Source organism: Pseudomonas sp. NPDC086251, assembly GCF_044746405.1.
GTDB lineage: Bacteria > Pseudomonadota > Gammaproteobacteria > Pseudomonadales > Pseudomonadaceae > Aquipseudomonas.
Genome location: NZ_JBIVBY010000001.1, coordinates 348,091 through 374,975 on the forward strand (window position 1 = coordinate 348,091; position 26,885 = coordinate 374,975).

Genomic DNA, 26,885 nt, shown 5'->3' on the forward strand with positions numbered 1-26,885 from the left:
TGTCTTGCCCGGCATCGCGCCGGGCCATGCTCGAAAGAATCAAGTCGTCAGACACTGCGCCATGGGCGCGGTGCGAGGGAAATATTATGCAAAATCAGCTCTATATCGATGGCCGGTTCGTTGACGCCGTTGCCGGCGGCACCATTGACGTGGTGTCGCCCCACGACGGTTCGTTGATCACCCGGGTTGCCGCTGCCGAAGCCGCGGACATTGAACTGGCTGTCGCCGCGGCGAAACGTGCCTTCCCGGCGTGGTCTGCCCTGGGCGCCACCGAACGCGGGCGCCTGTTGCTCAAGCTCGCGGACAAGATCGAAGAGTGCGGCGAAGAACTGGCGCAACTCGAATCCCTGAACACCGGCCATCCCATTCGCGATTCCCGTGGCCTCGACGTCCCGCGCACGGCCGCCTGCTTCCGCTATTTCGGCGGCATGGCCGACAAGATCGAAGGTTCGGTGATTCCGGTTGAAGCCGGGTTCCTCAATTACGTGCAGCGCAAGCCAATTGGCGTGGTCGGGCAGATCGTGCCGTGGAACTTCCCGCTGATGTTCACCAGCTGGAAAATGGGTCCGGCGCTGGCGGCCGGCAACACTATCGTTATCAAGCCGTCGGAAATCACCCCGCTGTCGACCTTGCGCATTGTCGAGCTGATGACTGAAGTCGGTTTCCCCAAAGGCGTGGTCAACGTGGTGCCGGGTTACGGTCATACCGCTGGCCAGGCGCTGGCGGAACACCTCGACGTCGGCAAGATTGCCTTCACCGGTTCGACGGCCACGGGGCGCAGGATCGTTGACGCCTCGAAAGGCAACCTCAAGCGCATCCAGCTGGAGCTCGGCGGGAAGGGCGCGAACATTGTGTTCGAAGACGCCAACCTCGAAGCGGCCGTCAACGGTTCGGCCTGGGCGATTTTTCACAACCAGGGCCAAGCGTGCATCGCCGGTTCGCGGTTGATCCTGCACAAAGACATCGCTGATCGCTTCCTGGAACGTTTCATCGAACTGGCCAAATCGATTCGCCTGGGCGATCCGCTGGACCCCGAGACCGAAATGGGCCCGCTGACTTCGGCGCTGCACCGCGACCGCGTGCTGGCCTATATCGACATCGCCATCGAGCAGGGCGGCAAGATCCTCGCGGGCGGCAAAGCCCCGGACGATCAGGCATTGGCCAATGGTTTTTATGTCGAGCCGACCATTGTCGAGGCATCGCCCGAAGATCGCGTGTGCCAGGAAGAAGTCTTCGGCCCGTTCGTCACCGTGGTGCGTTTCAGCACTGACGAAGAGGCCTTGGCCATCGCCAACGGCTCGGAATACGGGCTCGGCAGCGGCCTGTGGACCCAGAACCTGGCCCGCGCGCACAAAATGGCCGACGCCATTCATGCCGGGATGTGCTGGGTCAATTGCTACAAACGCGTCAGCCCCGGCAGTCCGTTTGGTGGCGTTGGGCAGTCGGGTTACGGCCGTGAGATGGGCTTCGAAGCGATCCACGATTACACCGAAGCCCGCTCGGTGTGGGTCAACGTCGACGCGAAAATCCCGCCGCACTTCAAACGCTGAGGCCTGCCATGAATCCTTTTGTCTACCAAAGCCTGCCGACCCGTGTGGTGTTCGGCTGGGGCAAGCTCTCGGCGCTGGCTGACGAGATCGAACGCCTTGGCGCCAGACGCGCGCTGATCCTTACCACGCCGGAACAACAGGCGTTGGGTGAACGGGTCGCAGCGTTGCTCGGTGAGCGTGCGGCCGGCGTCTACCCCAAAGCGGTGATGCACGTGCCGCTGGAAGTGGCGCAAGCGGCGCGCGTCGAAGCGGCGCGCCTGGATGCCGATTGCTGCGTGGCCATTGGTGGCGGTTCGACCATTGGCCTGGGCAAGGCGATTGCCATGGATTCGGGGTTGCCGATCGTGGCGATTCCGACGACCTACGCCGGTTCGGAAATGACCCCGATCTACGGGCTGACCGAAAACCGCCTGAAGAAAACCGGGCGCGATCCGAAGGTTTTACCGAAGACCGTGATCTACGATCCACAATTGACCCTGACCTTGCCGGCGCAGATTTCCGCCTGCTCGGGGATGAACGCCATGGCCCATGCGGTTGAAGCGTTGTACGCCGAGGACGCCAACCCGATCATCGGTTTCATGGCTGAAGAATCTATTCGCTCCTTGGCGCTGGCGTTGCCGGGCGTGGTCAATGATCCCAATGACCCTGACGCACGCAGTCAGGCCTTGTACGGCGCGTGGCTGGCGGGCATTTGCCTGGGTTCGGTCGGCATGGCGTTGCACCACAAGCTTTGCCACACCCTGGGCGGGACGTTCAATTTGCCGCACGCTCAGGCGCACGCCATCGTCCTGCCCCACGCCGCGCATTACAATCGTGAAGCGGCGGCGGGGCCACTGCAACGCGCCGCCCGTGCCTTGGGTGGCAGCGAGGCGAGCGAAGTCGGTGCCTTGTTGTACGCGCTGAACCAGAAGCTGGGCATTCCCCTGGCACTGGCAGACATCGGCCTGCCGGAAAACGGCCCGGCCGACGCGGCGCAAATCGCCTGCGCCAGCCCTTATTACAACCCACGGCCGTTTGAACAAGGCCCGATCGAAGCGCTGTTGACCCGTGCCTTGAAGGGCCTGGCACCCGCCTGATTGATCCCACGTCGGAACAATAACAATGACCGATCAAGACAAAGCCGCAGAAATGCTGATCTCCCGGCATGCGGTGGACAGCTTCAACGACGCGCCCAATGCGCGTTACAAACAGATCATGCAAAGCCTGGTGCGTCACCTGCATGCGTTTGTCAGCGACGTCGAACTGACCGAACAGGAATGGTTTGAAGGCATCCGTTTTCTCACCGACACCGGCCACACGTGCGACGGGCTGGTGCGCCAGGAATTCATCCTGCTGTCGGACACCCTCGGCGTGTCGATGCTGGTCGATGCGATCAACCATCGGCACAGTGCCAGCGCGACCGAGACCACGGTGTTCGGGCCGTTCTACATCGAAGGCATGCCGGAGCGTGCGTTCGGCGAAAACATGGCCTTCACGCCGGGCGAAACGGCGCTGGTGCGCGGGCGTGTGGTCGATACCCACGGCGAGCCGCTGGCCGGCGCGGTGCTGGACGTCTGGCAAACCGCCGAAAACGGCATGTATTCAGGCCAGGACACCGAACAACCGGTTGGCAATCTGCGCGGTCGCTATCGCACCGATGCCAACGGCTATTTCGCGATTCGTACGATTGTCCCGGTGTGCTACCCGATCCCTACGGATGGCCCGGTCGGGCGCATGCTCAATGCTGCCAACCGTCACCCGTGGCGACCGGCGCACCTGCATTTCATGATCGACGTGCCGGGTTATCGCAAATTGGTCACGCACCTGTTCAATCACGATGATCCGTACCTGGCGTCGGATGCGGTGTTCGGCGTCAAACAGTCGTTGCAGGTGATCTATGAAGACCGGGTCACTCACGATGATCTGTCTGCCGACCTGGGCATCGACTTGCCGTTCAAGCGTGCGTGTTACGAATTCGTCATGGAAACCGAATGAATCATGGGACAGTTTTTTGCGGTATTCGCTACAGACCACCCGGACTCGCTGGCCTTGCGTCAGCGTTTGCGGCCCAGTCATCAAGCCCACTTGCGCGCGACCGAGACGCATCGGGTGATCGTCCGTCTCGGCGGTCCGACCCTCGACGAGGCGGGCGCGGCGATGAATGGCACGTTGCTGGTGATTGAGGCGGGCAGCCTACCGGAGGTGGAAGCGTTCATCCAGGACGACCCGTATGTTCAGGCCGGTCTGTTTGCCAGCATCCAGATCCGTCCCTGGCACTGGAGCCTTGGCAACCCGGAATTGCGTGGCTGACCATGACCACCATCACCTTGTGCCAACGGGATGACATCACCGACGGCGGCGCTCTGGGGCTGCCCGAGCACCAGCAGCTGCATCCCGCCGGGCTGATTGCCGTTCGTCAAGGCGAGCAGGTCTGGGTGTACATCAACCGCTGCCCGCATTTCTCGGTGCCGCTGGACTTTCGCCCGCAAGAATTCTGCACCTATCGCGGCAAGATCCTGATGTGCGCTCATCACAGCGCGATGTTTCGTTTCGAAGACGGGCATTGCATCGACGGGCCGTGCAAGGGTGCACAACTGGAGCCGGTGCCGGTGCATTGGGTCGAAGACCGGTTGGTGATGGAGGTGTGATCTACACTCTTTGATGGTGAGAACCAGGCTCATCCGGAGGTCATCATGAAAAGGTTGTCGCCCATCAGTCTGTGCGTCGCATTGTCGGTTTTCAGTGTCCAGGGCTGGGCCGAAACGGTGGTGCCGATGAAAGGCCAGAGTTCACAACAAACCCAAACGGACATTACTGAATGCCACAACATTGCGGCCAGTCAGAGCGCTTCGACGGCTACGTCGCCTTCGGGTGGAAGGCTGAAGGGTGCCGCGGTGGGCGCGGCCGCCGGTGCGGCGGGGGCTCAGGTGCGCGGGCGTCAGCATGACGAGTTTTATGATCGTGTCGACGATGATGTAAAGCAGGACTATCGCCAGAATCGCGCCAAAGAGACCGCGGCGGCGGGCGCGGTGGTGGGCGGCTCACGCCAGCGTCAGGAACGCCGCGCACAACAGAAAACCAGCGCCGCAACCACGTCAACGGCCTATACCAGTTGCCTGCAAGGAAAGGGCTATCAGGTCAACCCCTGAACCCTCCCGGAAACCCCGGACCTGTAGGAGCGAGGCTTGCCCGCGAAGGCGTCCACAAGATCGCCTTCGCGGGCAAGCCTCGCGCCTACGAAAAGCTTTTCTGAGCCGTGCGCTGATCGAGCAGGTGAACCATCAACACGGCATACAGCGTGACGAAGATGAACAACCCCATGCGCACCGCAAAAGCGGTGTAGACGTCTTTGCCCGCCGCGCTGTCCTGAACCGACTGGCCCAGCAGGATAATCATGGTGATCAGCGTATTCAGCCAGAACCCCGGGCTTAAACGGGTCGGGCTCAGGGCGTAGAGCTTGCGCGCCAGTATCAGGCCGAACAGCAGCATCCACAGAAAGAACATCCACAGGTGCACAAACAGGCTGAGCGCGCACCAGAACAGGATCGCCAACACCCCACCGAGCAGGGTTGAACCGACCAGTTCGCGACCGGCGTTGCGCGCGCTGGTGGTCTCGCTTTGCTGCCCGAGGCTGACCGCTTTGAGGATGATCGGCAGATAGCTGGCCGGATTGATCAGCGCCAACAGGAAAGTGGGCAACACGATCAAGGTTGCACGTAGCGCCACCCGGCCAGTGGCTTCGGCGGACAGGGGCGGGGCGCGCGGCGGGGTTGGGGCGTTGACCGGTTCCGGGAACAGCCAATGACTGATGGCCATCACCGTGACGGCGAGGAGCAACCCCTTGACCAGGGCAGCAATGACCATCGCCGCCAGGTCAAATTCGGCGACACCGGCCGAGGAAATCATGGTCAGGCCAATCACCAGAAATGTCACGACCAGGTTATTGCCGCCACTCAAGCCAAAACGGAAGGCCAGGAACAGACAGACGCCGATCAACAGCACACCGCTGATGGGGTAGTAACGCAGGATCGGAATCAACAACAAGCCGACGCCCGTGGTCAGCGCCGCCACCAGAGCGAGCACCAGACTGGTTTTGAACGGCAGCGCCCGATTAAGCATGGCCAGCAGCATCAGGCACAGTACCGGCCCGAGAAACGGCAGCGGCAAGCCCAGGCCGAAGCTCGCCGCGAGGCACAGTGCGGTGCCAGTGGCCAGCCGAAGCGCGCGCTGATCCCGGGCTGTGCGTTTAATAAACATACGACAGCCAGCTCATCAGTCCGAGAAACACCCGGCCCAGCAGGTTCAGCGGATTGCCCTGGCTCGGGAACGCCATGACTTCGGCCTGCCCACCGGCACGGATGGCGCCACTCTCGCGCAGCTCCTTCATGGACGTCTCGGAAAACTCGATAATCACCGGAAAACGTTGGGCCGGGCGCAGCCAGTCGCGACTGTTCTGCACACTGGGCAAGGTGCCCGGCGCGGGCGGCTGACCGACGCTGACGCCATAGCCCATGCTGCGCACGCGGCCCTCGAACACTTCGCCCGGCAGCGAATCCAGAACAATCGAAACCGGAGTCTCGAGCTTGACCAGGCCGAGATTGTTCTCGGTCAGATCCGCGCTGATCCACACATCATGGATGGCAATCAACGTCATGACCGGGCTGCCGGCACCCGCGAACTGTCCGGCGTCGGTGCGCAGATCGGTGATCAACCCCGCCGAACGTGCGCGTATCTGCGTGTTTGACAGGTCCAGCTCGGCTTTTGACAGCGCGGTGGCGGCGCTGCGCAGCAAGGCGTTGTCTTCCTGACTGCCACCTTCCTGCTCACGCGCCCGCTGCACTTCGGCACGGGCCTGGGCCACTTGACTGACCGCCTGTTCGCGGTTGGCGCGAGACACTTCCAGCAGGCGCACGGAAATCGTGCCAGGGTCTTCGCGATACAAGCCTTCCAGACGCTGGTTGTCCTGTTTCGCCTTGAGTTCGTTGGCCTGGGCGGCGCGTAAATTGGCTTGCGCCGAAGCAATGCCGGCGGTGCTGGCACCGATCTGGCGGCGTGTCGATTCAAGGTCTGCGCGGGCACGGTCGACGGCGATCTGATACGGCTGCGGGTCCACCTCGAACAGCACATCGCCGGCCTTGACGTCCTGGTTGTTGCGCACGTTGACACGCACGACGCGGCCCGCCACCTCTGACGCCACCGGAATGACAAACGCGCCTACTCGCGCCTGTTGCGTATACGGCGTGTAGCGGTCAGCCAACAGGTACCAGGCCAGGCTCAAGACAATCAGCAGCAACACCCACTTGATGCCTTTTTTCGCCGGGTCGGCGGCCGGCGCCGGTGGCTTGGAGGAGGGCGCGTCGGGGGAGGGCTGCGCGGCTTCACTCATGGTTGTCTACCTTGTCTGGAAGAGGAAAGGCTGGCAGCGCAGCGTCAGGTTCATTCAGCAGATCGCCCCAGTCCGTGCGTTTTTCCATGTGCCGGCGGGTGGCTGGATCGACGCGCGGCAAGGCGCTGTACCAGCCACCGCCCATGGCTTTGTACAAGGCAATCACATTGCTCACCGCATTGCTGCGGGCGACCAGGTAGTTGTCCTGTTGTTCGAGCAGCGCGCGCTGTGCATCCAGCACCCGCTGGAAATCCGAATAACCTTCCCGGTACTGAGTGTTGGCCAGCACCAGCGAACGCTTGGCCGCGACTTCGGCCTCGCGCAGGATGCGTTCGCGCTCCAGCGATTTGATCAGACCGTTCGCCGCGTCGTCCGCCTCGCGTGCGGCCTGGCGAACCTTGTCGCGGTACACCTCGATCAGTTGCTGCAAACGCGCATCCTGCACACGCACGTTGTTGCTGATCTGACCATGGTCGAACAGATTCCAGCGCAAGCTGGGGCCGCCGATCAGGTCCAGCGTCCTCGATGTACCGTTGAGCGTGTCGGCCGACCAGACGATGCTGCCGAGCAAGGTCAGCGACGGATAGAAATCGCTTTCGGCCACGCCGATCAACGCCGATTGAGCGGCGACATTCAGCTCGGCGGCACGCACGTCGGGCCGGCGCAGCAACAAATTGGCCGGCACGTCTTGCAGCACCGCGCGGTCGACCAGCGGGATCAATCCTTCATTTTCCAGCAGCTGCGGCAGCCCGCCGGGCGGCTGGCCGATCAACACGGCCAAGGCGTTGCGTGTGCGCTGTAGTTGATCTTCCAGGTTGGGAATGGTGCTCAACGTGCCCAGGTATTGGGTCTTGGCTTGTTGCAGGTCGAGTTCGGCTTGCTGGCCGCTGTTGAACAGCTTCTCGGTGATCTCGAAATTGCGCTGTTGTTGTTTGGCGTTTTCCCGGGCGACGCGCAAACGGGCTTCGGTGGTGCGCAATGAGTAATAGGTGTCGGCCACTTGCGCCCGTAGCAGCACAAGCACGTCTTCATAGTTGGCCTGGGCGGCGAAGTAGCTGGCATCGGACGACTCGATGGCGCGACTGAAGCGTCCCCAGAAATCCAGCTCCCACCCCACATCAAACCCGGCGCTGTACTGCCAGAAATGGCTGTCCTGCGGGTTAGTCCCCCCGGATTGCTTGCGGTTGAAGTACAAACTGTCGGCGCTGGCCTGTTGCAGTTGTGGGTAAAGGCCGCTTTGGGCAATGCCCAGCTGGGCGCGAGCTTCCATGACGCGCAGGCCGGCGATCTTGAGGCTGGCGTTGTGCGCGTCCGACTCGGCAATCAAACGGTCGAGCACTGGATCGGTGAACACCTGCCACCACTGGCGCAGGTCCGGGTTCATTCCACGTTGGCTGGATTGCTCGAGGGCCGGGGTGTCCCAGTGTTTGACCCACGCTTCACCCGGCGGCTGGAAATCCGGACCCAGCCGCACGCAGCCACTGAGCGCAAGCGCGCCAAGCATCAGGAATCGGCCGGATGTAGATGAATGCATTACGCATTTTCCAGTGCAGGAAGATCACAGGGAGCATAGACGTCCGGATAGGCAAGTTGAGCATTTTGCATATTCGCCCATAACGGAAGTGACAAGGTTTTTTGAAACTACACTGTAGGGGTGCTGAAAAGACCGGCCCTGGAAAAATCGCTGCACTGACCGATGAACCTCGCATTACGCGGGTACGTATCCGCAAGGCAGGAAGCATGCAAGGCACTGAAGAACCAAAGCGCGCACGGGTGCTCGATCCCGTCGATCGGGTCACGGAAGTGATCTTCGGTCTGCTCATGGCGATGACCTTCACCGGAACGATCAGCGTGGCGACCTCAGGCCAGGAGGCGGAACGCACGATGATGATCGCCGCGCTGGGCTGCAATCTGGCCTGGGGGCTTGCTGATGCGGTGATGTATTTGTTGCGAACGCTGATCGAGCGCACCCGCAAGCGCACGCTACTCGCCACGTTGCGCGGCGGGACGGACGCGGCCACGGGCCAGGCGCTGATTGCGCAAGCCTTGCCGCCACGTCTCTCGGCGGCGGCCGGCGCGGATGAATTGGAGTCGCTGCGTCGACGCCTGCTTGAGATCACTGCGACACCGGCAGAGCCGCGCCTGGGCCTGGATGATCTAAAGGGCGCACTCGGGGTTTTCCTGTTGGTCGTGGCCTCGACATTCCCGCTGGTGGTGCCCTTCCTGTTGCTCGACCAGACAGCGCTCGCCGTTCGTCTCTCTAACCTTGTCGGACTCGGGGTGCTGTTCATCGCCGGCTGGATACTCGCGCGCTACGCCGGTGCAAAACCGTGGCAAGGCGCGATTGCGCTGACAGTGACCGGTGCGGTGCTGATCACCGCAATCATCGCACTCGGTGGCTGAAGTAAAAGCTCGCAGCCGAGGGTGTTTATCTTTTGACGACTGACATTTGCGAGGTCCTGATCATGGCAAAAGACAAGAAAAAAGCCCTGAAGAGCAAACCGGCTGAGAGCCTGAAACTGTCGAACAAAGACTATCTTGCCCAACTCAGGAAACTGCATGTCGAACTGGTCAAGTTGCAGGAGTGGGTCAAGGAAAAGGGCATCAAGATCTGTATCGTCTTCGAAGGGCGTGATGGCGCCGGCAAGGGCGGGACGATCAAGGCGCTCACCGAACGGGTGAGTCCACGGGTCTTCCGGGTGGTGGCGCTACCGGCGCCCACCGATCGAGAGAAGAGCCAGATGTATGTGCAGCGCTACCTGCCGCACCTGCCTGCGGCGGGTGAAGTGGTGATCTTCGACCGCAGTTGGTACAACCGTGCGGGCGTCGAGCGGGTGATGGGGTTCTGTACCCAGGAACAGGTGGATCGTTTCCTGAAAACCGTGCCCAATGTGGAGCGTGCGATCGTCGATTCAGGGGTGATCCTGCTCAAGTATTGGCTGGAAGTCAGTCCGCAGGAACAGACCCGCCGGCTAGAGGCGCGGATCAACGATGGCCGCAAAATATGGAAGTTGTCACCCATGGACCTCAAGTCGTACAGCCGCTGGTACGACTATTCGCGTGCACGTGACGACATGTTCAAGGCGTCCGACACCGAACATGGACCGTGGCTGGTGGCCAACTCGAACGACAAGCGCCGGGCCCGTCTGAACATCATTTCTGATTTGCTCAGCCGCATTCCGTACAAGGAGGTGCCTCGCGAGAAGGTGGTTTTGCCCAAGCGGCAAAAGCCCGGCAGCTATCGCGAAGCGGATTATCCGTACAGACGCGTTGCCGAGAAATTCTGACGGGAACGTTCAGTCGATTGGCGCGTTACAGCAAAGGGTCACCGTCCTATGAGCCTTTCGGATGCTTTGCCCCCCGTCCCGGAACCGGGCCGGATTGCGCCTCGGGACACAGGCGACGATCAAGGTCGCTGGAGCCGCTGGCTGCCGGGGTTGCGCACGCTGCGTGGATACCAAATGGCCTGGTTGCGACACGATATCGTCGCCGGTCTGGTGCTGACCACCATGCTGGTGCCCGTCGGCATCGCGTATGCGGTGGCCTCGGGCGTACCGGGCATCTACGGTCTTTACGCGACCATCGTTCCGCTGCTCGCTTATGCGCTGTTCGGGCCCAGCCGGATTCTGGTGCTGGGGCCGGACTCCTCACTGGCGGCCGTCATTCTCGCGGTCGTCCTGCCGTTGTCGGGCGGCGATCCGCAGCGCGCCATCGCTCTCGCGGCCATGATGGCGATTGTCTCGGGGGCGGTGTGTATCCTGGCGGGTATTGCGCGGCTGGGTTTTATCACGGAGCTGCTGTCCAAACCGATTCGCTACGGCTACATGAATGGGATCGCACTGACGGTGCTGATCAGCCAGTTGCCGAAGTTTTTTGGCTTTTCGATCGACGCCGAAGGGCCGCTGAGAAACCTGTGGGCCATCGCCACCGCCGTGCTGGAGGGCAAAACCAACTGGGCGACGTTCGCTATCGGCGCCGTCACGTTGGTGGTGATCCTGCTGCTCAAACCCTACAAACGCGTGCCGGGCATCCTGATCGCGGTAGTAGGGGCAACGGTTGCCGTCGGTGTGCTGGACCTTGCCGCGCGAGCCGGGGTGAAAGTGCTCGGCTCGCTTCCACAAGGCCTGCCGGCGTTCGCCATCCCCTGGATCACCAGCGCCGACATCGTCCCGGTGCTGATCGGCGGCTGTGCTGTCGCCATGGTTTCGTTCGCTGACACCAGTGTGCTGTCGCGCGTCTATGCCGCGCGGACCCGCACCTACGTGGACCCGAACCAGGAAATGGTCGGGCTCGGCGTCGCTAACCTGGCCGCCGGGTTTTTTCAGGGTTTCCCCATCAGCAGCAGTTCATCGCGTACCCCGGTTGCCGAGGCTGCTGGCGCCAAAACCCAACTGACCGGAATCGTCGGGGCACTGGCGGTTGCCTTGCTGCTGCTGGTGGCACCGGACTTGCTGCAGCATTTACCCAACAGTGCACTGGCCGCGGTGGTGATCGCCTCCGCCATCGGCCTGATCGAGATCACCGACCTGCGACGGATTTATCGCATTCAGCGCTGGGAGTTCTGGCTGTCGATCGTCTGCACCGTCGGCGTGGCCGTGTTTGGCGCAATCGAGGGGATCGGCCTGGCGGTGGTGATTGCGGTCATCGAGTTCCTCTGGGATGGCTGGCGCCCATACTCGACGGTGCTCGGGCGTGCCGATGGCGTCCAGGGTTACCATGACATCCAGCGCTACCCCGACGCGCGCCTCATCCCCGGCCTGGTCCTGTTTCGGTGGGACGCCCCGTTGTTTTTCGCCAACGCCGAGTTATTCCATGACCGGGTGCTCGACGCGGTGGCGGCATCGCCAACGCCGGTGAGCTGGTTGGTGATTGCAGCGGAACCCGTCACCAGTGTCGACGTGACGTCCGCCGACATGCTGGCCGAACTGGATGAAACCTTGCGCGCGGCGGGTATCGAGCTGCGCCTGGCCGAAATGAAGGACCCGGTCAAGGACAAGCTGAAGCGCTTCGGACTGTTCGACCGGTTTGGCGAAACCGCGTTTTTCCCGACCCTGGGCGCTGCGGTCAATAGCTACCTGGCGACGCACCCGGTGGATTGGGTCGACTGGGAGGACAAGTAGCGGAATACGCCAGGCACCTGTCATGAAATGAAAAGCCATTGTCGTCTGATGAGAAGCGGTTCACCAGGCGCCGTCCTACAGTCCAATCAGCGCATATCGACGCAAATAGCCAACAGTGCAGATTGGAGAATAAGAAAACATGGCCAAAGCCGTCCGCTTCTACGAAACCGGTGGTCCCGAAGTCCTTCGCTATGAAGAGGTCGAGGTCGGGGATCCGGGCCCGGGCCAGGTTCGCCTGCGCCACGTGGCGGTCGGCCTGAACTATGCCGACACCTACTTTCGCAACGGTACCTACCCGATCCCGATGCCCAACGGCATGGGCGTCGAAGCCTCCGGAGTGGTCCAGGCCGTGGGCGAGGGCGTCACTCATGTGGCCGTCGGCGACCGAGTGACCTACACCGGTTTTCTCAACACCCTGGGTGCCTACAGCACTGAGCGGCTGATCCCGGCCGCGCCGCTGATCAAATTGCCGGAAACCATCAGTTTCGAGACAGCCGCCGCCATGACCATGCGCGGGCTCACGTCTTCGTACCTGATGCGACGCATCTATGACTTCAAGGCCGGCGACAGCATTCTGCTGCATGCCGCCGCCGGTGGCGTAGGGCTGATCGTTTCGCAGTGGGCCAAGCTGCTTGGCCTGACGGTCATTGGCACGGTGTCCACCGATGTCAAAGGTGAAATCGCCCGCGCCCATGGCTGCGACCATGTCATCAACTACAGCCACGAAGATGTCGCCCGACGCGTTCGCGAAATCACCGAGGGCACCGGTGTTAATGTGGTGTTCGACAGCGTCGGCAAGAACACTTTCACGGGTTCCCTGGACTCGCTCAAGCGCCGTGGCCTGATGGTCTGCGTCGGCACGGCATCCGGCCCGATCCCGGCCTTCGACCCGGTCATGCTGGCCATGAAAGGCTCACTGTTCCTGACCCGTCCGGCCTTGGCTGACTACATCGCCGATCCGGCGGAAAAAGCCGCCTTGGCCGGCGAGCTGTTCGACCATGTCGGCAGCGGTCGAATCAAGATCGAGATCAATCAGCACTACGCCTTGCAGGACGCGGTACAGGCGCATCGCGACCTGGAGTCACGCAAGACCACGGGCTCGTCGATTTTCGTCATTTAAGGGAGCGACCCGCCATGAGAGTCGAACAATTGACCGCCAACATCGGCGCGGAACTGATCGGCGTCAACCTTGCCGATGCCGTCCACGACGACGGTCTTTTTGCCGAAATTCGTGCCCAATTGCTCAAGCACCGGGTGGTGTTCCTGCGCGATCAGGACATCAGTCGCGCCGAGCACGTGGCCTTCGCCCGTCGCTTTGGCGAACTGGAGGATCATCCGGTGGCGGGCAGTGACCCCGACCACCCGGGTCTGGTGCGCATCTACAAAAGCCCTGACCAGCCGATGGACCGCTATGAAAACGCCTGGCACACCGATGCCACCTGGCGTGAGGCGCCGCCGATGGGGTGTGTGTTGCGCTGTGTGGAATGCCCGCCGGTCGGTGGCGACACCATGTGGGCCAACATGGTCGAGGCTTACGCGCGGTTGCCGGATGACGTGAAGGTGAAAATCGCCGACCTGCGTGCCCGCCACAGCATCGAAGCGAGTTTTGGTGCGGCCATGCCGATCGAAAAACGCCTGGCGCTCAAGGCGATGTACCCGGATGCCGAGCACCCGGTGGTGCGCACTCACCCGGAAACCGGCGAAAAGGTGCTGTTCGTCAACGCCTTTACCACCCATTTCAGTAACTACCACACCCCTGAGCGGGTGCGCTTCGGTCAGGACGCCAATCCCGGCGCGGGCGAATTGCTGCGCTACCTGATCAGTCAGGCGTACATCCCCGAGTATCAGGTGCGCTGGCGCTGGAAACCCAACAGCATCGCCATCTGGGACAACCGCAGTACCCAGCATTACGCCGTCATGGATTACCCGCCGTGCCATCGCAAGATGGAACGTGCCGGCATCATCGGCGACAAGACTTACTGATCGACCCTCTCTGCATTAGCACTCGTAAACACGCCTGCCCGGCACGACTCCGGGTGGGCGGGACAATCATAAGAACGGAGTAAATCATGCAATTCTTCGACGATTCCCTGCACCCGGAAAACATGGAAAAGGTGGTGATCACCGTCGCCCCTTACGGCCCGGAATGGATGCCGGAAGACTTCCCGGAAGACATCCCGCTGACCATGGATGAGCAAGTCCAGAAAGCGGTCGAGTGCTACGAAGCCGGCGCCACGGTCCTGCACTTGCACGTGCGTGAACTGGACGGCAAGGGCTCCAAGCGCCTGTCCAAGTTCAACGAGCTGATCGCCGGTGTGCGTGAAGCGGTGCCGGACATGATCATCCAGGTCGGCGGTTCGATTTCCTTCGCCCCCGAAAGCGATGGCGAAGCCGCGAAGTGGCTGTCCGATGACACGCGCCACATGCTGGCCGAGCTGACGCCGAAGCCGGACCAGGTGACGGTGGCGATCAACACCACCCAGATGAACATCATGGAATTGCTCTATCCGGAATACCTGGAAGGCACGTCCCTGGCGAACCCGCTGTTTCAGGCCGCCTACAGCGAAATGACCGTACCGGCCGGCCCGGCCTGGGTTGCCGAGCACCTCAAGCGCCTGATGGACAATGGCATCCAGCCGCATTTCCAGCTGACTGGCATGCATGCCATGGAAACCCTGGAACGCCTGGTGCGCAAGGGCGTGTACAAGGGCCCGTTGAACCTGACCTGGATCGGCATCGGTGGCGGTTTTGACGGCCCGAACCCGTTCAACTTCTTCAACTTCATCCACCGCGCACCGGACGGCTGCACCCTGACCTCCGAGTCGCTGCTCAAGAACGTCATGCCGTTCAATACCATGGCGATGGCCATGGGCATGCACCCACGCGTGGGCAACGAAGACACTATCATTGATCATAAGGGCGATCGTTTCGGCTCGGTTGCGCAGATCAAGCAGACCGTGCGCATCGCCCATGAACTGGGTCGTGAAATCGCCACCGGCAAAGAGGCCCGCGAGATCTACCGCATCGGTGTGCAGTACCCGAGCATCGAAGCAACCCTGTTGGCCAATGGCATGGCCCCCAACCGCAAGGTTGGCCAGAAAGGTGTGCCGCAACGCGGCTGACCGGGCAGGGGACGCGAGGCGCTAACCCCTCGTCCCCTGAACTGCTACACGCTTGATAACAACAATAAAACAAAGCTTTGAGGAGGCTGCATGGCCTTTCATCCCATTGCCGCAGACGATGACGACGCCAGTGGTGTCGGTGTTGCGCGCAAGTACGCCTGGATCGTCTTTGCCTTGACGTTCGGTCTGTTGATTTCCGATTACATGTCGCGCCAGGTACTGAACGCGGTGTTCCCGATGCTCAAGGGCGAGTGGGCACTCAGTGACGGCCAGCTCGGCCTGCTCAGCGGCATCGTGGCCTTGATGGTCGGCCTGCTGACCTTCCCTTTATCGCTGCTGGCGGATCGCTTCGGTCGAGTCAAAAGCCTCGCGCTGATGGCGTTGCTGTGGAGCGTGGCCACGCTGGGCTGCGCGTTGGCCCAGGACTATCAGCAAATGTTCATCGCGCGCTTCATGGTCGGTGTCGGTGAGGCGGCTTACGGCAGCGTCGGTATCGCCGTGGTGATTTCAGTGTTCCCCAAACACATGCGCGCCACCCTGGCCAGTGCCTTCATGGCGGGCGGGATGTTCGGTTCGGTGTTGGGCATGGCCCTCGGTGGCGCCATCGCCGCCAAGCTGGGCTGGCGCTGGTCGTTCGCCGGCATGGCGCTGTTCGGTTTGCTGCTGGCGTTGCTTTACCCGGTCATCGTCAAGGAAGCACGCATCGCCCCACAACGCGTGGCCAAAGCTGCGGCGGCGGTCAAGCGGCCGTTGCGTACGCTGTATTCCAGCCGTTCGGTGGTCGCGACCTACATCGGCAGCGGCTTGCAATTGTTTGTCGGCGGCACCGTGATTGTGTGGATGCCCAGCTACCTCAATCGTTATTACGACATGGCCACGGGCAAGGCCGGTGGTGTCGCGGCGATCATCGTGCTGTGCAGCGGCGCCGGGATGATTCTGTGCGGCATGCTCAGCGACCGGATGTGCCGCCACTCGCCAGAACGCAAGGTTGCCCTGGCCATCGCCTATTGCCTGGGCAGTTGCCTGTTGTTGTCGGTGGCGTTCGCGCTGCCGCCGGGACCGCTGCAATTGCTGATGATCTGCCTGGGCATGGTGATTGCCGCCGGCACCACCGGTCCGGCCGGGGCGATGGTCGCCAACCTGACCCATTACTCGGTTCATGGCACGGCCTTCGCCACGCTGACCCTGGCCAACAACATGTTGGGCCTGGCGCCCGGGCCGTTTCTCACTGGCAAGGTGTCTGACCTGATCGGCCTGCATGCCGCGTTTCAACTGGTGCCCCTGATCAGCATCGCGGCAGCGGGCGTGTTCTTTTATGCCAAGTGTCATTACCAAACAGATATTGCCCGGCTGAAGGGCCAGAACGTCGATGACCCGGTCAGCGACGCAGCGTTAGAGGTGAAGTTGTGAGTCGTCGTTTACGTATTGATGTGTTTTTCGATTTCATCTGCCCGTGGTGCCTGATCGGCAAACGGCAACTGGAGCATGCGCAGGTGCAGTTTCGCAGTCGCCACCCGGAGGTGCAGATCAGCACGGTGTGGCACGGGGTGCAGTTGCTGCCACAGGTGCCGGTCCACGGTGAACCCTTCGCTGATTTCTACCGCCAGCGCTTGGGCAATGACGATGCTGTAGCCATGCGCCAGGGTCAGGTGCAGCAGGCTGCGGCGGCCGTCGGGTTGCGCATCGATTTCAGCCGCATCACGACAATGCCCAACACTGCGGATGCCCACCGTTTGTTCGAACGGGTCAGTGCGCAGGGCAATGCTGTGCGGACTGACATCTTGCTCGAGCGCCTGTTCGCCGCGTATTTCCAGAAGGGTGAAGACTTGGGTTGCCGTGAGACTTTGCTGGCGATTGCCCGCTCCTGCGGCATCGAGGCTGAGGCAGTGGCCGACAGCCTGAAAAGTGACGGCAGTCACTTCGACGGTTTCCCGGGCGCGGCGGGTGGCGTACCCAGTTTCCAATTCGACCGTCGCCTGTCAGTGGTGGGCGCGCAACCTGCCGAGGCCTTACTCGGGGCCATGCGCCAGGCACTCAAGGAAAGTGACCGCGAGCGGCAATCGGCATGACTCGGCGTATTCCCGTACCTGCCGGCAAACACCCGCAGGCCGGTAGCCGTGCGCTGTTTGAGTTCGAAGACAAAAGCCTGGCGCTGTTCAACGTCGAGGGCGAGGTGTTCGCCATCGACGACAGTTGCCCGCATCAGGGTGCCTCGCTGTGTGGCGGGCGCCTTGAAGGGAAGGTGATCCAGTGCTGCGCCCATGGTCTGCGTTTTGATCTGCGCAGCGGTTTTTTGCTCAATTCCACTCAGGTCAAAGTCGCCCGTTACCCGGTTGAGATTGTCGACGGTCAGGCATTCATCGTTATCGTTCCCGAGGAGTCCGCGCCATGAGCGTCATTGCGCTGAGTCAAATCCATAGCCGAACGCGCGAACTGGCGCCGGGCTTTGTCGTTAGTCTGATCGTGGCGGCGGCCGCCTCATTTTTGTCCGAGCACTACGGCGCCCCGGTGATGCTGTTCGCCTTGCTGTTGGGCATGGCCCTGAACTTTCTCGCTGGTGATGGCGCCTGCAAGGCCGGTATCGAGTTCACCGCCCGCACCGTGTTGCGCATCGGCGTGGCGTTGCTGGGAATGCGCATCACCCTGGAGCAAATCGCCGGGCTGGGCTGGAAACCGGTGGCGCTGGTGGTGATTCTGGTGGTGGTGACGATCAGTGTGTCAGTGGTGGCGGCCAAGGCCCTGGGCTTCCAGCGCTTGTTCGGCATGCTGACGGGCGGGGCAACGGCAATTTGTGGCGCCTCGGCGGCGTTGGCGCTGGCTGCGGCGTTGCCTAACCATCCGCAGAAAGAGCGGGCGACGCTGTTCACCGTGATCGGGGTGTCGGCGATGTCGACCCTGGCGATGATCGTCTATCCGATGATTGCCAATTGGCTGTCGTTGTCGCCACAAGTGGCCGGGGTGTTTTTGGGCGCCACGATCCACGATGTCGCCCAGGTCGTCGGGGCCGGTTACAGCATGTCGACCGAGACCGGCGACACGGCCACCGTGGTCAAGTTGATGCGGGTTGCGATGCTGCTGCCGGTCATCGTCTGTGCGGCCATGATCACCCGCATGCAGGGCGCCGACCCGACGGGCAAACGACCGCCGCTGCTACCGTGGTTCGCCGTCGGTTTTCTGATCCTGGCGTGCATCAACAGCACCGGCTGGGTGGCACCGGTGGTGCAGGGTTCGGTCAACGAATTGTCGCGCTGGTGCCTGGTGGTTTCCATCAGCGCCCTGGGCATGAAAACCCAGCTCAAGGAACTGGCGGCGGTGGGCATCAAGCCGATTCTGCTGATGGTGGGGGAAACGGTGTTCCTGGTCGTGCTGGTGCTGCTGTTGTTGCGTTGGGGTTTGTAGATAGCAATCCCTGTGGGAGCGAGCCAGCTCCCACATGAGATGCTCAGCGAACACGGCTTTTGTGCACGACAACGATCAAGTGTGGGAGCGGGCTTGCCCGCGAAGAGGCCGGCACATTCAACATCAATATCGCCTGACACGCCGCTATCGCTGGCAGGCCAGCTCCCACAGGGTTTGATGTTTGCCGCATTGTCCGGGCATGCCGTAGAACCGGGGGCTTTTCCTCCGTCGCGGGATCGCCCGCATTGGCCTGCTGTCGGTTCAAACCACCCGTGGCTCCCGTGGCATGCCCAGCGCGCGCTCGGCGATCACATTGCGCTGGATCTCGTTGCTGCCGCCATAAATGGTGTCGGCGCGGGTGAACAGAAACAGCGACTGCAGGCGGCTGAGCTGGTAGGGCGCGGCGTCGAGGATTTCCGCCGCATCGCCGAGCACATCCATGGCCAGTTTGCCCAGGTCGCTGTGCCAGGTCGACCACGCCAGTTTGTATATCATCGCTTCGCGACCGAGGCCGCTGTCTTGCGGGCCTGAGAGCATGCGCAGAGAGTTGTAGCGCAGCACCTTGAGCCCGCTCCAGGCCTGGGCAATGCGCTGGCGCAGCAGCGGGTCGCGCGCGGCACCGTTGGCGCGAGCGATGCGGATGATTTCGTCGAGTTCGTTGTGAAATAGCATCTGCTGGCCCAGCGTGGAAACGCCGCGCTCGAACCCCAACAGCGCCATGGCGATTTTCCAGCCATCACCCGGCTGGCCAATCAGATTGTCGGCACGGGTGATGGCCTGGTCGAAGAACACCTCATTGAACTCACTGGTGCCGGTCAGTTGCCGGATCGGTTGCACGCGAATATTTTCCTGGGCCATCGGCACCAGCAGGAACGACAAACCATGATGCCCCTGGCTGCCGGGTTCGGTGCGCGCCAGCACGAAACACCAATCGGCCTCGTGGGCCAGGGACGTCCAGACCTTCTGCCCGCTGATCAGCCAGTACTCGCCTGATGCATCCAGTTTCGCCCGGGTCTGCACGTTGGCCAGGTCTGAGCCGGCACCCGGTTCCGAATAGCCCTGGCACCAGAACTCGCTGCCATCAAGGATGCCGGGCAACAGGCGTTGTTGTTGGGCCTGAGTGCCGAAGGCGGCCAGCGTAGGGCCGACCAGCCCTTCACCGATATGGCCCATGCGCCCGGGGCCACCGGCGCGGGCGTATTCCTCATGGAAGATGACCTGCTGGCTGATCGACAGGCCGCGTCCGCCTTGTTCCCTGGCCCTGCCGACGCCGATCCAGCCACCCGTGGCCAGCTTGCGTTCCCAGGCTTTGCGCTCTTCGGGAAAACTGTGTTCATCCCCCGGGCCGCCACGAAAGCGCAGCGGCGCAAATTCACCGCTCAAGTGCTCGGCCATCCACTGGGCGACCTCTTCGCGGAACGCTTCGTCTGCACGACTGAATCCGATTTTCATGCTTGGTCTCCCAGAAGGTGTGCGGCCAGACGCTCGCGGTGCAGTGCCGGGCTGCCCAGTAACTGCTCGCCGGCGCGGGCGCGTTTGAAGTACAGGTGAGGATCGTATTCCCAGGTGAACCCGACGCCGCCATGCAGTTGGATGGACTCGGCGGCGCAGTGGAAAAACGTTTCGCTGGCATGGATTTTTGCGGTGGCGGCCGCCTGTTCAAGCTCGCCCGCCACGGTGGTGTCGCCTTCTGGATCGAGGCGTTCCTGGGCGGCGCAGGCGGCGTAATACGTCGCCGATCGGGCGCATTCGACCTGCAGCATCATGTCGGCGCAGCGGTGCTTGATCGCCTGGAAACTGGCAATGGTGCGATTGAATTGACGCCGTTCTGCGATATACGCGAGGGTCAGGTCAAGCGCCTGTTGCGCACCGCCAGTCTGCTCGGCGGCAAGGCCGATGGCCGCGATCAGCAGCGTGTCACGCAACACCGACCAGCCCTGTTCGGGGCCGCAGAGCTGTTGCGCCTCACTGACCTGCACTTGATGCAGTTCGATGCGCGCAAGGCGACGGGTCTGGTCCATGGTCGCCAGCGTGTTGCGCACCACCCCCGGTGTATCCCCCGGCAAGACGAACAGGCTGATGCCCTGTTCGTTTTCACTGCCGGGGGCACGGGCGGCGACGATCAGCACATCGGCCGAGGCGCCATCAATGACCTGGGCGTATTGACCGTCCAGGGTCCAGCCTCCCGGATGCGGTTCGGCCACGGTTTGCACGCTGCTGGCCTGCAATCCCGTGACACTGGCAAACGCCAGGGTGGCACGGGTTGCGCCGGCGGCAATCGCCCCCAGCCAGTGTTCTTGCAGCGCCGGGTTGTGCCCGAGCAACAGGGCCGGGGTGGCCAGGCACGCCGTGGCGAACAGCGGCGAACCCAGCAGATAGCGCCCGCTCTGTTCCAGCAGGATCGCCAGTTCGACAAACCCCAGCCCCATGCCGCCAAAGCGTTCGGGCACCATCAGGGCCGGCCAGTACAGCTCCTGGCCGATCCGGCGCCAGACCTCTGGATCGTGCGCGTCCGGGCGGTTCATGGCGGCGCGCACGGCATGCGAGTCGCTGACCTGTGCGAGAAAACGCTCGGCGCTGTCGCGAATCATCAGGTGTTCTTCGGTAAAAGCGAACTCCATGGGAACTGTCTCTGCAAAGCGGATGAATGCGCGAGTCTGGAGCGGGGCAGGCGCAGTTCGAATCACTAAAACGGACTAGAACCCCAACCTGCGCACCGCATCCTCGACCTTCGCCGGTAGGGGGGAGGCTTGCCCGCGAATGGGGGGCTGCGGTGTATCAGACCTACCGCGTCATCGTTGTTCGCCGGCAAGCCTGGCTCCTACAGGGAAGGAGGGGTCCTTGTCGGCAAGCCTGGCTCCCACAGGTGCTTAGTCTCAACGGACGATGAAGCCGCCGCTGGCGCTTTGCACAATGCTCGCCACGACAGGACATTCAGCCAACGAGGACCAAGGCATGATCGACATTCGCGGTTTGAGCTATTTCGTCTCGCAGATCGAAAACCTCAGCCATTGGCAGCGTTACGCCGAAGACGTGCTGGGCATGCAAGTGCGGGCGGCGCCGGGTGGTGGCTTGTACGTGAAAATGGATGAGCGTCCGTTTCGCATGTTGATCGTCGAAGGCAGCGAGGCGCGTTACCTGGCTTCGGGCTGGGAACTGGCCAACGAGCCGGCGTTCAAGGCCGCACTCGAGCACCTCAGCACCGCAGGCATCGAATGGCAACCGGGCACTGCCGCCGAGATCGAGCAGCGCGGTGTCCAGGCGCTGGTCAAGGTCACCGATCCATCGGGCAACTGCCACGAGCTGAGCTGGGGGCATCGCTCCGATTGCCTGCCGTTTATCTCGCCCCAAGGCGTGCCGCGTTTCATCACCGGCGATATGGGCCTGGGTCACACCGTGCTGCCGGCGCCGAACTTCGACGCCACCCTGGCGTTCGCCAAGGATGTGCTGGGTTTCCAGCTGTCGGACCTTTTCAACTTCCGTCCCGACCCCTCGGCGCCGCCGATCCGCATTCACTTCCTGCATTGCCACAACGCCCGTCACCACAGCCTGGCGCTCGCCGAATACCCGGTGCCGTCCGGTTGCGTGCACGTGATGGTCGAGGTCGATTCGATGACCGAGGTCGGCCGTGCCCACGACCGCCTGCATGCCCATGACGGGCGCCTGTCGGCCACCCTCGGCCAGCACCTCAACGACCGCATGACCAGTTTCTACATGAAGACGCCATCCGGTTTCGACCTGGAGTACGGCTGCGGCGGATTGCAAGTCGACTGGGCCGAGCACTCGGCCTTCGAGTTCACCCGCGTAAGCATTTGGGGGCACGACTTTTCGGTCGGCCAGCAATAAGGAATCGCCATGATGAACAAACAACTGACAGCGGCCGATGCGGTCGCTCAACTGCGCGATGGCATGACCATCGGTTTTGGTGGCTGGGGCCCGCGGCGCAAGCCGATGGCCATCGTGCGCGAGATCCTGCGTTCACCGGTCAAGGACCTGACCGTGGTCGCCTACGGCGGCCCCGAAGTGGGCATGCTGTGCGCCGCGGGCAAGGTCAAAAAACTGGTGTTTGGCTTCGCCACCCTTGATGCCATTCCGCTGGAACCCTACTACCGCAAGGCCCGTGAAGCCGGCGAGCTGGAACTGATGGAACTCGACGAAGGCATGTTCCAGTGGGGCCTGCGCGCCGCCGGCATGCGCTTGCCGTTCCTGCCCACCCGTTGCGGCCTGGCCACCGACGTGACGGGCTTGAACTCGCAGCTCAAGACCATCCAGTCGCCCTATGCCGATGGCGAGGTGCTGCTGGCGATGCCGGCGCTCAACCTCGATATGGCGTTCCTGCACGTCAATGTCGCCGACCGCCTGGGCAACTGTTTGGTGACCGGGCCGGACCCGTACTTCGATCACCTGTTCGCCCGTGCCGCCCAGCAGTGTTTTGTCTCGTGCGAACGCCTTGAAGATCGATTGGCGCTGAGCGCCGAGCAGGCCCGCTTCAATACCTTCGAGCGCTATCTGGTCAGCGGCGTGGTGCATGCGCCACTCGGTGCGCACCCGACCTCCTGCGCCCCGGACTACGGCTGGGACATGAAGCACCTCAAGGGCTACGTCGCCAGCAGCCAGGCGGAAAACGGCTGGTACGAGTATGTGCAGGCCTACATCGCCGCTGGCGAGCAGGCCTATCAGGCACAGAACGGCGGTGCCGATTCCATGGGCGCCTTGCCCCTTCCCGTGTTCTGAGGAATAGCGACTATGTCTGCAACCTGTGATTTCACCCTTGCTGAACTGATGATCGTCGCCGCCTCGGAAGCCTGGCGCGGCGATGGCGAGGTGATTGCCTCTGGCCTGGGCGTGATCCCGCGCCTGGGCGCGAGCCTGGCCAAACTCACCCACAGCCCCGAACTGTTGATGACCGACAGCGAGGCCTTCCTGGTGGAAGAGCCGATCCCGCTGGGCCCGCGTGGCGACTACGTGCCGCGTTACTCGGGCTACCTGTCGTTCGAGCGGGTCTTCGAATGCGTCTGGGGCGGGCGTCGTCACGCGATGATCGGGCCGACCCAGATCGACCGCTGGGGCCAGACCAACCTGTCCTGCGTCGGCGACTATCAAAAGCCCAGGACGGCGATCCTCGGCGTACGCGGCTTGCCGGGCAACAGCATCAACCACCTCAACTCGTTCTTCGTGCCCAGCCACAACACCCGGATTTTTGTCAGTGGCGAAGTGGACATGGTCTCCGGTGTGGGCTTCAAGGCCGAGCGCTGGCCCGAAGGTGTGCGCCGCGACTTGATGGACATCCGCTGGGTGGTCAGCGATTTATGTGTTCTCGATTTCGACGGTCCCGAGCGGGCGGTGCAGGTGCGTTCGCTGCACCCCGGCGTGAGCTTCGAGCAGGTCCAGGAAAACACCGGTTTCCCGCTGCTCAAGTCCGCGCAACTGCACGAAACCGCGCACCCCACCCGTGAACAGTTGGCGCTGATCCGCCGACTCGATCCTCACGATTACCGCGCCACGGCGATCAAGGGCAACCCGCCCGGCATCCGTACGGCCTGAGGCAAGGACAGCGAGCATGCACAGCAGCGACAGTGAATTCATCGTCCGCCAGGACAACGCCGTCTACGAGACGGACACCCCGGTGCTGTACAGCGTGGCCGAGGGTATCGCCACGCTGACGCTGAACCGGCCGACCTTCAACAACGCGCAAAACTCGCAGATGACTTACGCCCTCGATGCGGCCTTTCGTCAGGCGGTAAGCGACGACAGCGTCAAGGTCATCATCCTGCGCGGCAACGGCAAGCACTTCTCGGCGGGCCACGACATCGGCACGCCGGGACGCGATATCGACAAGCCGTTCGAGCGTGCGCACCTGTGGTGGGACCACACCAACAAGCCCGGTGGCGAGCAACTGTATGCCCGCGAACAGGAGGTGTACCTGGGCATGTGCCGGCGTTGGCGCGAACTGCCCAAGCCGACGATCGCCATGGTTCATGGCGCGTGCATCGCGGGCGGGCTGATGCTGGCCTGGGTGTGCGATCTGATCGTCGCCAGCGACGATGCGTTCTTCCAGGATCCGGTGGTGCGCATGGGCATTCCGGGGGTCGAATATTTTGCCCATCCCTATGAAATGAACCCGCGCATCGCCAAGGAATTCCTCTTCACCGGCGACCGCATGAGCGCCACTCGCGCCTGGCAAGTGGGCATGGTCAATCGCCTGGTGCCGCGCGAGGAACTGGAACAGGCCACCTATGCCCTGGCCGCCGGCATCGCCCGTCAGCCACGCATGGGCCTGGCCCTGACCAAGCAGGCGATCAACCATGTGGAGGACCTGCAAGGCAAACGCACGGCGATGGATGCAGCGTTCGCCTGGCACCATTTCGCCCATGCCCACAACGAGTTGTTGTCGGGCGACAAACTGGGCGGCTTCGACGCCAAGGGCATGGCCCGGGCCAATAAGCAGGCCGAGGATAAAAGCCAATGAACCGCTGGCTGGAGACGCCCCTGACCGAGGCCCTTGGCTGCCGTTACCCGATTGTGCAAACCGCCATGGGCTGGGTCGCCGACGCCAATCTGGTGATCGCCACGACCCAGGCCGGAGGCTTCGGTTTCCTCGCCGGGGCTACCATCCCGGCCGATGAACTGGAAGGCGAGATCCGTAAGGTGATCGAGGCCACCGGCGGCAGCAACTTCGGCCTCAACTTTCACATGTTCCAGGACAACGCCGCCCAGTGCGTCGACCTGGCGATTCAATACCGCCTGCGCGCCGTGAGCTACGGACGCGGGCCGGACAAACAAACCATTGCGCGCTTCAAGGCGGCCAAGGTGTTGTGCATTCCCACCGTCGGCGCCTTGAAGCACGCGCTGAAGGCGGTGGAACTGGGTGCCGACCTGATCACCATTCAGGGCGGAGAGGGCGGCGGCCATACCGGCGGCGTGCCCAGTTCGATCCTGCTGCCGCAGGTGTTGGCGGCGGTCAAGGTGCCGGTGATTGCCGCGGGTGGATTCGCCACCGGCCGAGGTCTGGCCTCGGTGCTGGCCGCCGGCGGCGCTGGCATTGCCATGGGCACGCGCTTTCTGATGACCCGCGAATCGCCGACGCCGGCCGCGACCCTGGAACGCTATCTGAAGGTCAACGACCCGCAGCAGGTGCGCGTGACCACGGCGGTGGATGGCATGCGCCACCGCATGATCGAAAACCGCTTCATCAATCATCTGGAGCAGGCCGGTCCGTTCGGTCGCCTGCGCATTGCCCTGGGCAGTGCCTGGCAATGGAAGCAGCAGACCGGCATGAGCCTGGCGCACATGGGTGCGGTGTTTTTCCGGGCGCTGCGTGAAGACCCTTCGCAGCTGTCGCAAGTGGTGATGGCGGCCAACCAGCCGGTGCTGTTGCAGCGCTCGATGGTCGATGGCGCCCCGGACGAAGGGATTTTGCCCAGCGGCCAGGTCGCGGCGGCCATTGGCGAACTGCTCAGTTGTCGTGAAGTCATCGAAGGTATCGCCAGCGAGGCCCAGCACTGCCTGGACGCACTCCTGGCCCGCAGCCAACCCCGTCCCTCGAACCATCCCGCCAGTATCGGAGAACCCCTGTGAACCAGGCATTTACGACACAACTCAACCAGGGGATCGCTGAACTGGTGATCGCCAAGCCACCGGTCAACGCCCTCGATAGCCAGGAGTGGCACGCGCTGGCACGGCAGATCGACGCCCTCGGGGCCAATCCCGAAGTGCGGGTGATCGTGATCCGCGCCGAAGGCCGGGGCTTTTGCGCCGGGGTCGACATCAAGGAACTGGACCAGTATCCCGAGCGGATCGTCGAGGTCAACGCCGGTAACTACGCGACCTTCAAGGCCGTGCACCGCAATCCGGTGCCGGTGATTGTCGCGGTGCATGGTTTCGTTTTGGGCGGCGGCATCGGCATCACCGGGGCAGCGGACATCGTCGTCGCGTCCGACTGCGCGACCTTCGCTTTGCCGGAAGTCGACCGTGGCGCCATGGGCGGCGGTGCGCATTTGCAGCGCCTGTTCCCGGTGCAAAAAGTCCGCTACCTGTTTTTTACCGGCGACAGCATCGGTGCCCCTGAGGCCCTGCAATACGGGTTTATCGAGCGCGTTGTCAGCAAGGACCAGTTGCGGGAAACCGCCCTGGGCATCGCGGCGAAAATCGCCGAGAAGAGCCCGGCGATGATCCGCATCGCCAAGGAAGCCTTGAACGGTATCGAAGACGGCAACCTGGAAGATAAATACCGCTGGGAGCAGGGTTTCACCATGCAGGCCTACAGCAGCCCCGACTCCGCGGAAACGCGGCGGGCCTTCGTCGAAAAACGCGACGCCACGTTCTGAGA

General features: G+C 62.7%; 27 protein-coding genes. 22 read left to right on the forward strand and 5 right to left on the reverse strand.

Translation table 11 applies throughout. The features are described 5' to 3' along the window. Positions 1-86: 86 nt before the first annotated feature. The 6 genes from ACIPL2_RS01535 to ACIPL2_RS01560 are packed head-to-tail and all read left to right on the forward strand — an operon-like array spanning position 87 to position 4,678. Positions 87-1,550 carry an aldehyde dehydrogenase family protein gene (locus ACIPL2_RS01535; protein ID WP_401352321.1) on the forward strand — a complete coding sequence of 488 codons (1,464 nt, stop codon included), beginning with the start codon at positions 87-89 and terminating at the stop codon, positions 1,548-1,550. Positions 1,551-1,558: 8 nt separating this feature from the next. Then, positions 1,559-2,626 carry a maleylacetate reductase gene (locus ACIPL2_RS01540; protein ID WP_401352324.1) on the forward strand — a complete coding sequence of 356 codons (1,068 nt, stop codon included), beginning with the start codon at positions 1,559-1,561 and terminating at the stop codon, positions 2,624-2,626. 25 nt (positions 2,627-2,651) lie between these two features. Beyond that, the gene (locus ACIPL2_RS01545) at positions 2,652-3,524 is read left to right on the forward strand and encodes a dioxygenase (protein ID WP_401352326.1); all 873 of its coding nucleotides are present in this window, start codon (positions 2,652-2,654) and stop codon (positions 3,522-3,524) included. A 3-nt stretch (positions 3,525-3,527) separates the two neighbouring features. Next, positions 3,528-3,839, forward strand: coding sequence for a YciI family protein (locus tag ACIPL2_RS01550; protein ID WP_401352329.1), 312 nt, complete (start codon positions 3,528-3,530; stop codon positions 3,837-3,839). A gap of 2 nt (positions 3,840-3,841) precedes the next feature. Beyond that, positions 3,842-4,177 (forward strand): Rieske (2Fe-2S) protein, encoded by a 336-nt coding sequence (locus tag ACIPL2_RS01555; protein ID WP_401352331.1) that lies wholly within the window; start codon positions 3,842-3,844, stop codon positions 4,175-4,177. Between the two features lie 45 nt (positions 4,178-4,222). After that, positions 4,223-4,678 carry a hypothetical protein gene (locus tag ACIPL2_RS01560; RefSeq protein ID WP_401352333.1) on the forward strand — a complete coding sequence of 152 codons (456 nt, stop codon included), beginning with the start codon at positions 4,223-4,225 and terminating at the stop codon, positions 4,676-4,678. Positions 4,679-4,763: 85 nt separating this feature from the next. Here the strand turns inward: ACIPL2_RS01560 and ACIPL2_RS01565 are convergent, their stop codons facing one another. The 3 genes from ACIPL2_RS01565 to ACIPL2_RS01575 are packed head-to-tail and all read right to left on the reverse strand — an operon-like array spanning position 4,764 to position 8,449. Next, positions 4,764-5,786, reverse strand: a complete 1,023-nt coding sequence (locus ACIPL2_RS01565; protein ID WP_401352335.1) for a DUF2955 domain-containing protein — start codon at positions 5,784-5,786, stop codon at positions 4,764-4,766. After that, positions 5,776-6,915 carry an HlyD family secretion protein gene (locus tag ACIPL2_RS01570; protein ID WP_401352337.1) on the reverse strand — a complete coding sequence of 380 codons (1,140 nt, stop codon included), beginning with the start codon at positions 6,913-6,915 and terminating at the stop codon, positions 5,776-5,778. Before ACIPL2_RS01570 ends, ACIPL2_RS01565 begins: the two co-directional genes overlap by 11 nt. After that, a complete protein-coding gene (locus ACIPL2_RS01575; RefSeq protein ID WP_401352339.1) occupies positions 6,908-8,449 on the reverse strand; it encodes an efflux transporter outer membrane subunit in 1,542 nt (513 codons plus the stop codon). Before ACIPL2_RS01575 ends, ACIPL2_RS01570 begins: the two co-directional genes overlap by 8 nt. A 206-nt stretch (positions 8,450-8,655) precedes the next feature. Between ACIPL2_RS01575 and ACIPL2_RS01580 the strand changes: the two genes are divergently transcribed. The 10 genes from ACIPL2_RS01580 (at position 8,656) to ACIPL2_RS01625 (ending at position 18,556) form a co-directional block, all read left to right on the forward strand. Continuing rightward, a complete protein-coding gene (locus ACIPL2_RS01580; RefSeq protein ID WP_401352341.1) occupies positions 8,656-9,318 on the forward strand; it encodes a hypothetical protein in 663 nt (220 codons plus the stop codon). 62 nt (positions 9,319-9,380) lie between these two features. After that, positions 9,381-10,202, forward strand: coding sequence for a polyphosphate kinase 2 (gene ppk2 / locus ACIPL2_RS01585; RefSeq protein WP_401352344.1), 822 nt, complete (start codon positions 9,381-9,383; stop codon positions 10,200-10,202). A gap of 48 nt (positions 10,203-10,250) precedes the next feature. Then, a complete protein-coding gene (locus ACIPL2_RS01590) occupies positions 10,251-12,035 on the forward strand; it encodes a SulP family inorganic anion transporter (protein WP_401352347.1) in 1,785 nt (594 codons plus the stop codon). A gap of 139 nt (positions 12,036-12,174) precedes the next feature. Continuing rightward, entirely contained in the window at positions 12,175-13,155 is a 981-nt protein-coding gene (locus tag ACIPL2_RS01595; RefSeq protein ID WP_401352349.1) for a quinone oxidoreductase family protein, read from the forward strand. Positions 13,156-13,169: 14 nt separating this feature from the next. Next, positions 13,170-14,018, forward strand: a complete 849-nt coding sequence (locus tag ACIPL2_RS01600) for a TauD/TfdA dioxygenase family protein (protein WP_401352352.1) — start codon at positions 13,170-13,172, stop codon at positions 14,016-14,018. Positions 14,019-14,104: 86 nt separating this feature from the next. Next, a complete protein-coding gene (locus tag ACIPL2_RS01605; protein ID WP_401352354.1) occupies positions 14,105-15,157 on the forward strand; it encodes a 3-keto-5-aminohexanoate cleavage protein in 1,053 nt (350 codons plus the stop codon). A 90-nt stretch (positions 15,158-15,247) separates the two neighbouring features. Continuing rightward, positions 15,248-16,567, forward strand: coding sequence for an MFS transporter (locus ACIPL2_RS01610; protein ID WP_401352356.1), 1,320 nt, complete (start codon positions 15,248-15,250; stop codon positions 16,565-16,567). Then, positions 16,564-17,226 carry a DsbA family oxidoreductase gene (locus ACIPL2_RS01615; protein ID WP_401352358.1) on the forward strand — a complete coding sequence of 221 codons (663 nt, stop codon included), beginning with the start codon at positions 16,564-16,566 and terminating at the stop codon, positions 17,224-17,226. The genes ACIPL2_RS01610 and ACIPL2_RS01615 overlap by 4 nt, the downstream gene beginning before the upstream one ends. Then, complete coding sequence (locus ACIPL2_RS01620; protein WP_401352359.1) at positions 17,223-17,549, forward strand: Rieske (2Fe-2S) protein; 327 nt, start codon at positions 17,223-17,225, stop codon at positions 17,547-17,549. Before ACIPL2_RS01615 ends, ACIPL2_RS01620 begins: the two co-directional genes overlap by 4 nt. After that, positions 17,546-18,556, forward strand: coding sequence for a YeiH family protein (locus tag ACIPL2_RS01625; RefSeq protein ID WP_401352361.1), 1,011 nt, complete (start codon positions 17,546-17,548; stop codon positions 18,554-18,556). The genes ACIPL2_RS01620 and ACIPL2_RS01625 overlap by 4 nt, the downstream gene beginning before the upstream one ends. Before the next feature lie 261 nt (positions 18,557-18,817). On the opposite strand, the gene ACIPL2_RS01630 is transcribed toward ACIPL2_RS01625, so the two are convergent. Together ACIPL2_RS01630 and ACIPL2_RS01635 are read right to left on the reverse strand one after the other, a co-directional pair. Continuing rightward, positions 18,818-20,008 (reverse strand): acyl-CoA dehydrogenase family protein, encoded by a 1,191-nt coding sequence (locus tag ACIPL2_RS01630; protein ID WP_401352364.1) that lies wholly within the window; start codon positions 20,006-20,008, stop codon positions 18,818-18,820. Further along, the gene (locus tag ACIPL2_RS01635; protein WP_401352366.1) at positions 20,005-21,177 is read right to left on the reverse strand and encodes an acyl-CoA dehydrogenase family protein; all 1,173 of its coding nucleotides are present in this window, start codon (positions 21,175-21,177) and stop codon (positions 20,005-20,007) included. The genes ACIPL2_RS01630 and ACIPL2_RS01635 overlap by 4 nt, the downstream gene beginning before the upstream one ends. A gap of 334 nt (positions 21,178-21,511) precedes the next feature. Between ACIPL2_RS01635 and ACIPL2_RS01640 the strand changes: the two genes are divergently transcribed. From ACIPL2_RS01640 to ACIPL2_RS01665, 6 genes are read left to right on the forward strand one after another with little or no spacing between them, the layout of a single operon-like run. After that, positions 21,512-22,402 carry a VOC family protein gene (locus ACIPL2_RS01640; RefSeq protein WP_401352369.1) on the forward strand — a complete coding sequence of 297 codons (891 nt, stop codon included), beginning with the start codon at positions 21,512-21,514 and terminating at the stop codon, positions 22,400-22,402. Between the two features lie 12 nt (positions 22,403-22,414). After that, positions 22,415-23,290 (forward strand): CoA transferase subunit A, encoded by an 876-nt coding sequence (locus ACIPL2_RS01645; RefSeq protein ID WP_401353328.1) that lies wholly within the window; start codon positions 22,415-22,417, stop codon positions 23,288-23,290. Between the two features lie 12 nt (positions 23,291-23,302). Next, the gene (locus ACIPL2_RS01650; protein WP_401352372.1) at positions 23,303-24,100 is read left to right on the forward strand and encodes a CoA-transferase subunit beta; all 798 of its coding nucleotides are present in this window, start codon (positions 23,303-23,305) and stop codon (positions 24,098-24,100) included. A 16-nt stretch (positions 24,101-24,116) separates the two neighbouring features. Next, positions 24,117-25,025 carry an enoyl-CoA hydratase gene (locus ACIPL2_RS01655; protein ID WP_401352375.1) on the forward strand — a complete coding sequence of 303 codons (909 nt, stop codon included), beginning with the start codon at positions 24,117-24,119 and terminating at the stop codon, positions 25,023-25,025. Further along, positions 25,022-26,134, forward strand: a complete 1,113-nt coding sequence (locus ACIPL2_RS01660) for an NAD(P)H-dependent flavin oxidoreductase (RefSeq protein WP_401352378.1) — start codon at positions 25,022-25,024, stop codon at positions 26,132-26,134. The genes ACIPL2_RS01655 and ACIPL2_RS01660 overlap by 4 nt, the downstream gene beginning before the upstream one ends. After that, positions 26,131-26,883: an enoyl-CoA hydratase family protein gene (locus tag ACIPL2_RS01665; RefSeq protein WP_401352379.1), complete on the forward strand. Its 753-nt coding sequence runs from the start codon at positions 26,131-26,133 to the stop codon at positions 26,881-26,883. The genes ACIPL2_RS01660 and ACIPL2_RS01665 overlap by 4 nt, the downstream gene beginning before the upstream one ends. The last annotated feature ends 2 nt before the right edge of the window (positions 26,884-26,885 follow it).

What these genes read in the sequence shown, in the direction of transcription:
- ACIPL2_RS01655 (WP_401352375.1), top strand. Translation starts at nt 24,117, where the DNA reads ATGCACAGCAGCGACAGTGAATTCATCGTCCGCCAGGACAACGCCGTC.
- ACIPL2_RS01550 (WP_401352329.1), top strand. Translation starts at nt 3,528, where the DNA reads ATGGGACAGTTTTTTGCGGTATTCGCTACAGACCACCCGGACTCGCTG.
- ACIPL2_RS01595 (WP_401352349.1), top strand. Translation starts at nt 12,175, where the DNA reads ATGGCCAAAGCCGTCCGCTTCTACGAAACCGGTGGTCCCGAAGTCCTT.
- ppk2 (WP_401352344.1), top strand. Translation starts at nt 9,381, where the DNA reads ATGGCAAAAGACAAGAAAAAAGCCCTGAAGAGCAAACCGGCTGAGAGC.
- ACIPL2_RS01535 (WP_401352321.1), top strand. Translation starts at nt 87, where the DNA reads ATGCAAAATCAGCTCTATATCGATGGCCGGTTCGTTGACGCCGTTGCC.
- ACIPL2_RS01635 (WP_401352366.1), bottom strand. Translation starts at nt 21,177, where the DNA reads ATGGAGTTCGCTTTTACCGAAGAACACCTGATGATTCGCGACAGCGCC.
- ACIPL2_RS01645 (WP_401353328.1), top strand. Translation starts at nt 22,415, where the DNA reads ATGAACAAACAACTGACAGCGGCCGATGCGGTCGCTCAACTGCGCGAT.
- ACIPL2_RS01570 (WP_401352337.1), bottom strand. Translation starts at nt 6,915, where the DNA reads ATGAGTGAAGCCGCGCAGCCCTCCCCCGACGCGCCCTCCTCCAAGCCA.
- ACIPL2_RS01640 (WP_401352369.1), top strand. Translation starts at nt 21,512, where the DNA reads ATGATCGACATTCGCGGTTTGAGCTATTTCGTCTCGCAGATCGAAAAC.
- ACIPL2_RS01545 (WP_401352326.1), top strand. Translation starts at nt 2,652, where the DNA reads ATGACCGATCAAGACAAAGCCGCAGAAATGCTGATCTCCCGGCATGCG.
- ACIPL2_RS01575 (WP_401352339.1), bottom strand. Translation starts at nt 8,449, where the DNA reads ATGCATTCATCTACATCCGGCCGATTCCTGATGCTTGGCGCGCTTGCG.
- ACIPL2_RS01555 (WP_401352331.1), top strand. Translation starts at nt 3,842, where the DNA reads ATGACCACCATCACCTTGTGCCAACGGGATGACATCACCGACGGCGGC.
- ACIPL2_RS01630 (WP_401352364.1), bottom strand. Translation starts at nt 20,008, where the DNA reads ATGAAAATCGGATTCAGTCGTGCAGACGAAGCGTTCCGCGAAGAGGTC.
- ACIPL2_RS01565 (WP_401352335.1), bottom strand. Translation starts at nt 5,786, where the DNA reads ATGTTTATTAAACGCACAGCCCGGGATCAGCGCGCGCTTCGGCTGGCC.
- ACIPL2_RS01660 (WP_401352378.1), top strand. Translation starts at nt 25,022, where the DNA reads ATGAACCGCTGGCTGGAGACGCCCCTGACCGAGGCCCTTGGCTGCCGT.
- ACIPL2_RS01600 (WP_401352352.1), top strand. Translation starts at nt 13,170, where the DNA reads ATGAGAGTCGAACAATTGACCGCCAACATCGGCGCGGAACTGATCGGC.
- ACIPL2_RS01580 (WP_401352341.1), top strand. Translation starts at nt 8,656, where the DNA reads ATGCAAGGCACTGAAGAACCAAAGCGCGCACGGGTGCTCGATCCCGTC.
- ACIPL2_RS01590 (WP_401352347.1), top strand. Translation starts at nt 10,251, where the DNA reads ATGAGCCTTTCGGATGCTTTGCCCCCCGTCCCGGAACCGGGCCGGATT.
- ACIPL2_RS01610 (WP_401352356.1), top strand. Translation starts at nt 15,248, where the DNA reads ATGGCCTTTCATCCCATTGCCGCAGACGATGACGACGCCAGTGGTGTC.
- ACIPL2_RS01605 (WP_401352354.1), top strand. Translation starts at nt 14,105, where the DNA reads ATGCAATTCTTCGACGATTCCCTGCACCCGGAAAACATGGAAAAGGTG.
- ACIPL2_RS01560 (WP_401352333.1), top strand. Translation starts at nt 4,223, where the DNA reads ATGAAAAGGTTGTCGCCCATCAGTCTGTGCGTCGCATTGTCGGTTTTC.
- ACIPL2_RS01625 (WP_401352361.1), top strand. Translation starts at nt 17,546, where the DNA reads ATGAGCGTCATTGCGCTGAGTCAAATCCATAGCCGAACGCGCGAACTG.
- ACIPL2_RS01620 (WP_401352359.1), top strand. Translation starts at nt 17,223, where the DNA reads ATGACTCGGCGTATTCCCGTACCTGCCGGCAAACACCCGCAGGCCGGT.
- ACIPL2_RS01650 (WP_401352372.1), top strand. Translation starts at nt 23,303, where the DNA reads ATGTCTGCAACCTGTGATTTCACCCTTGCTGAACTGATGATCGTCGCC.
- ACIPL2_RS01540 (WP_401352324.1), top strand. Translation starts at nt 1,559, where the DNA reads ATGAATCCTTTTGTCTACCAAAGCCTGCCGACCCGTGTGGTGTTCGGC.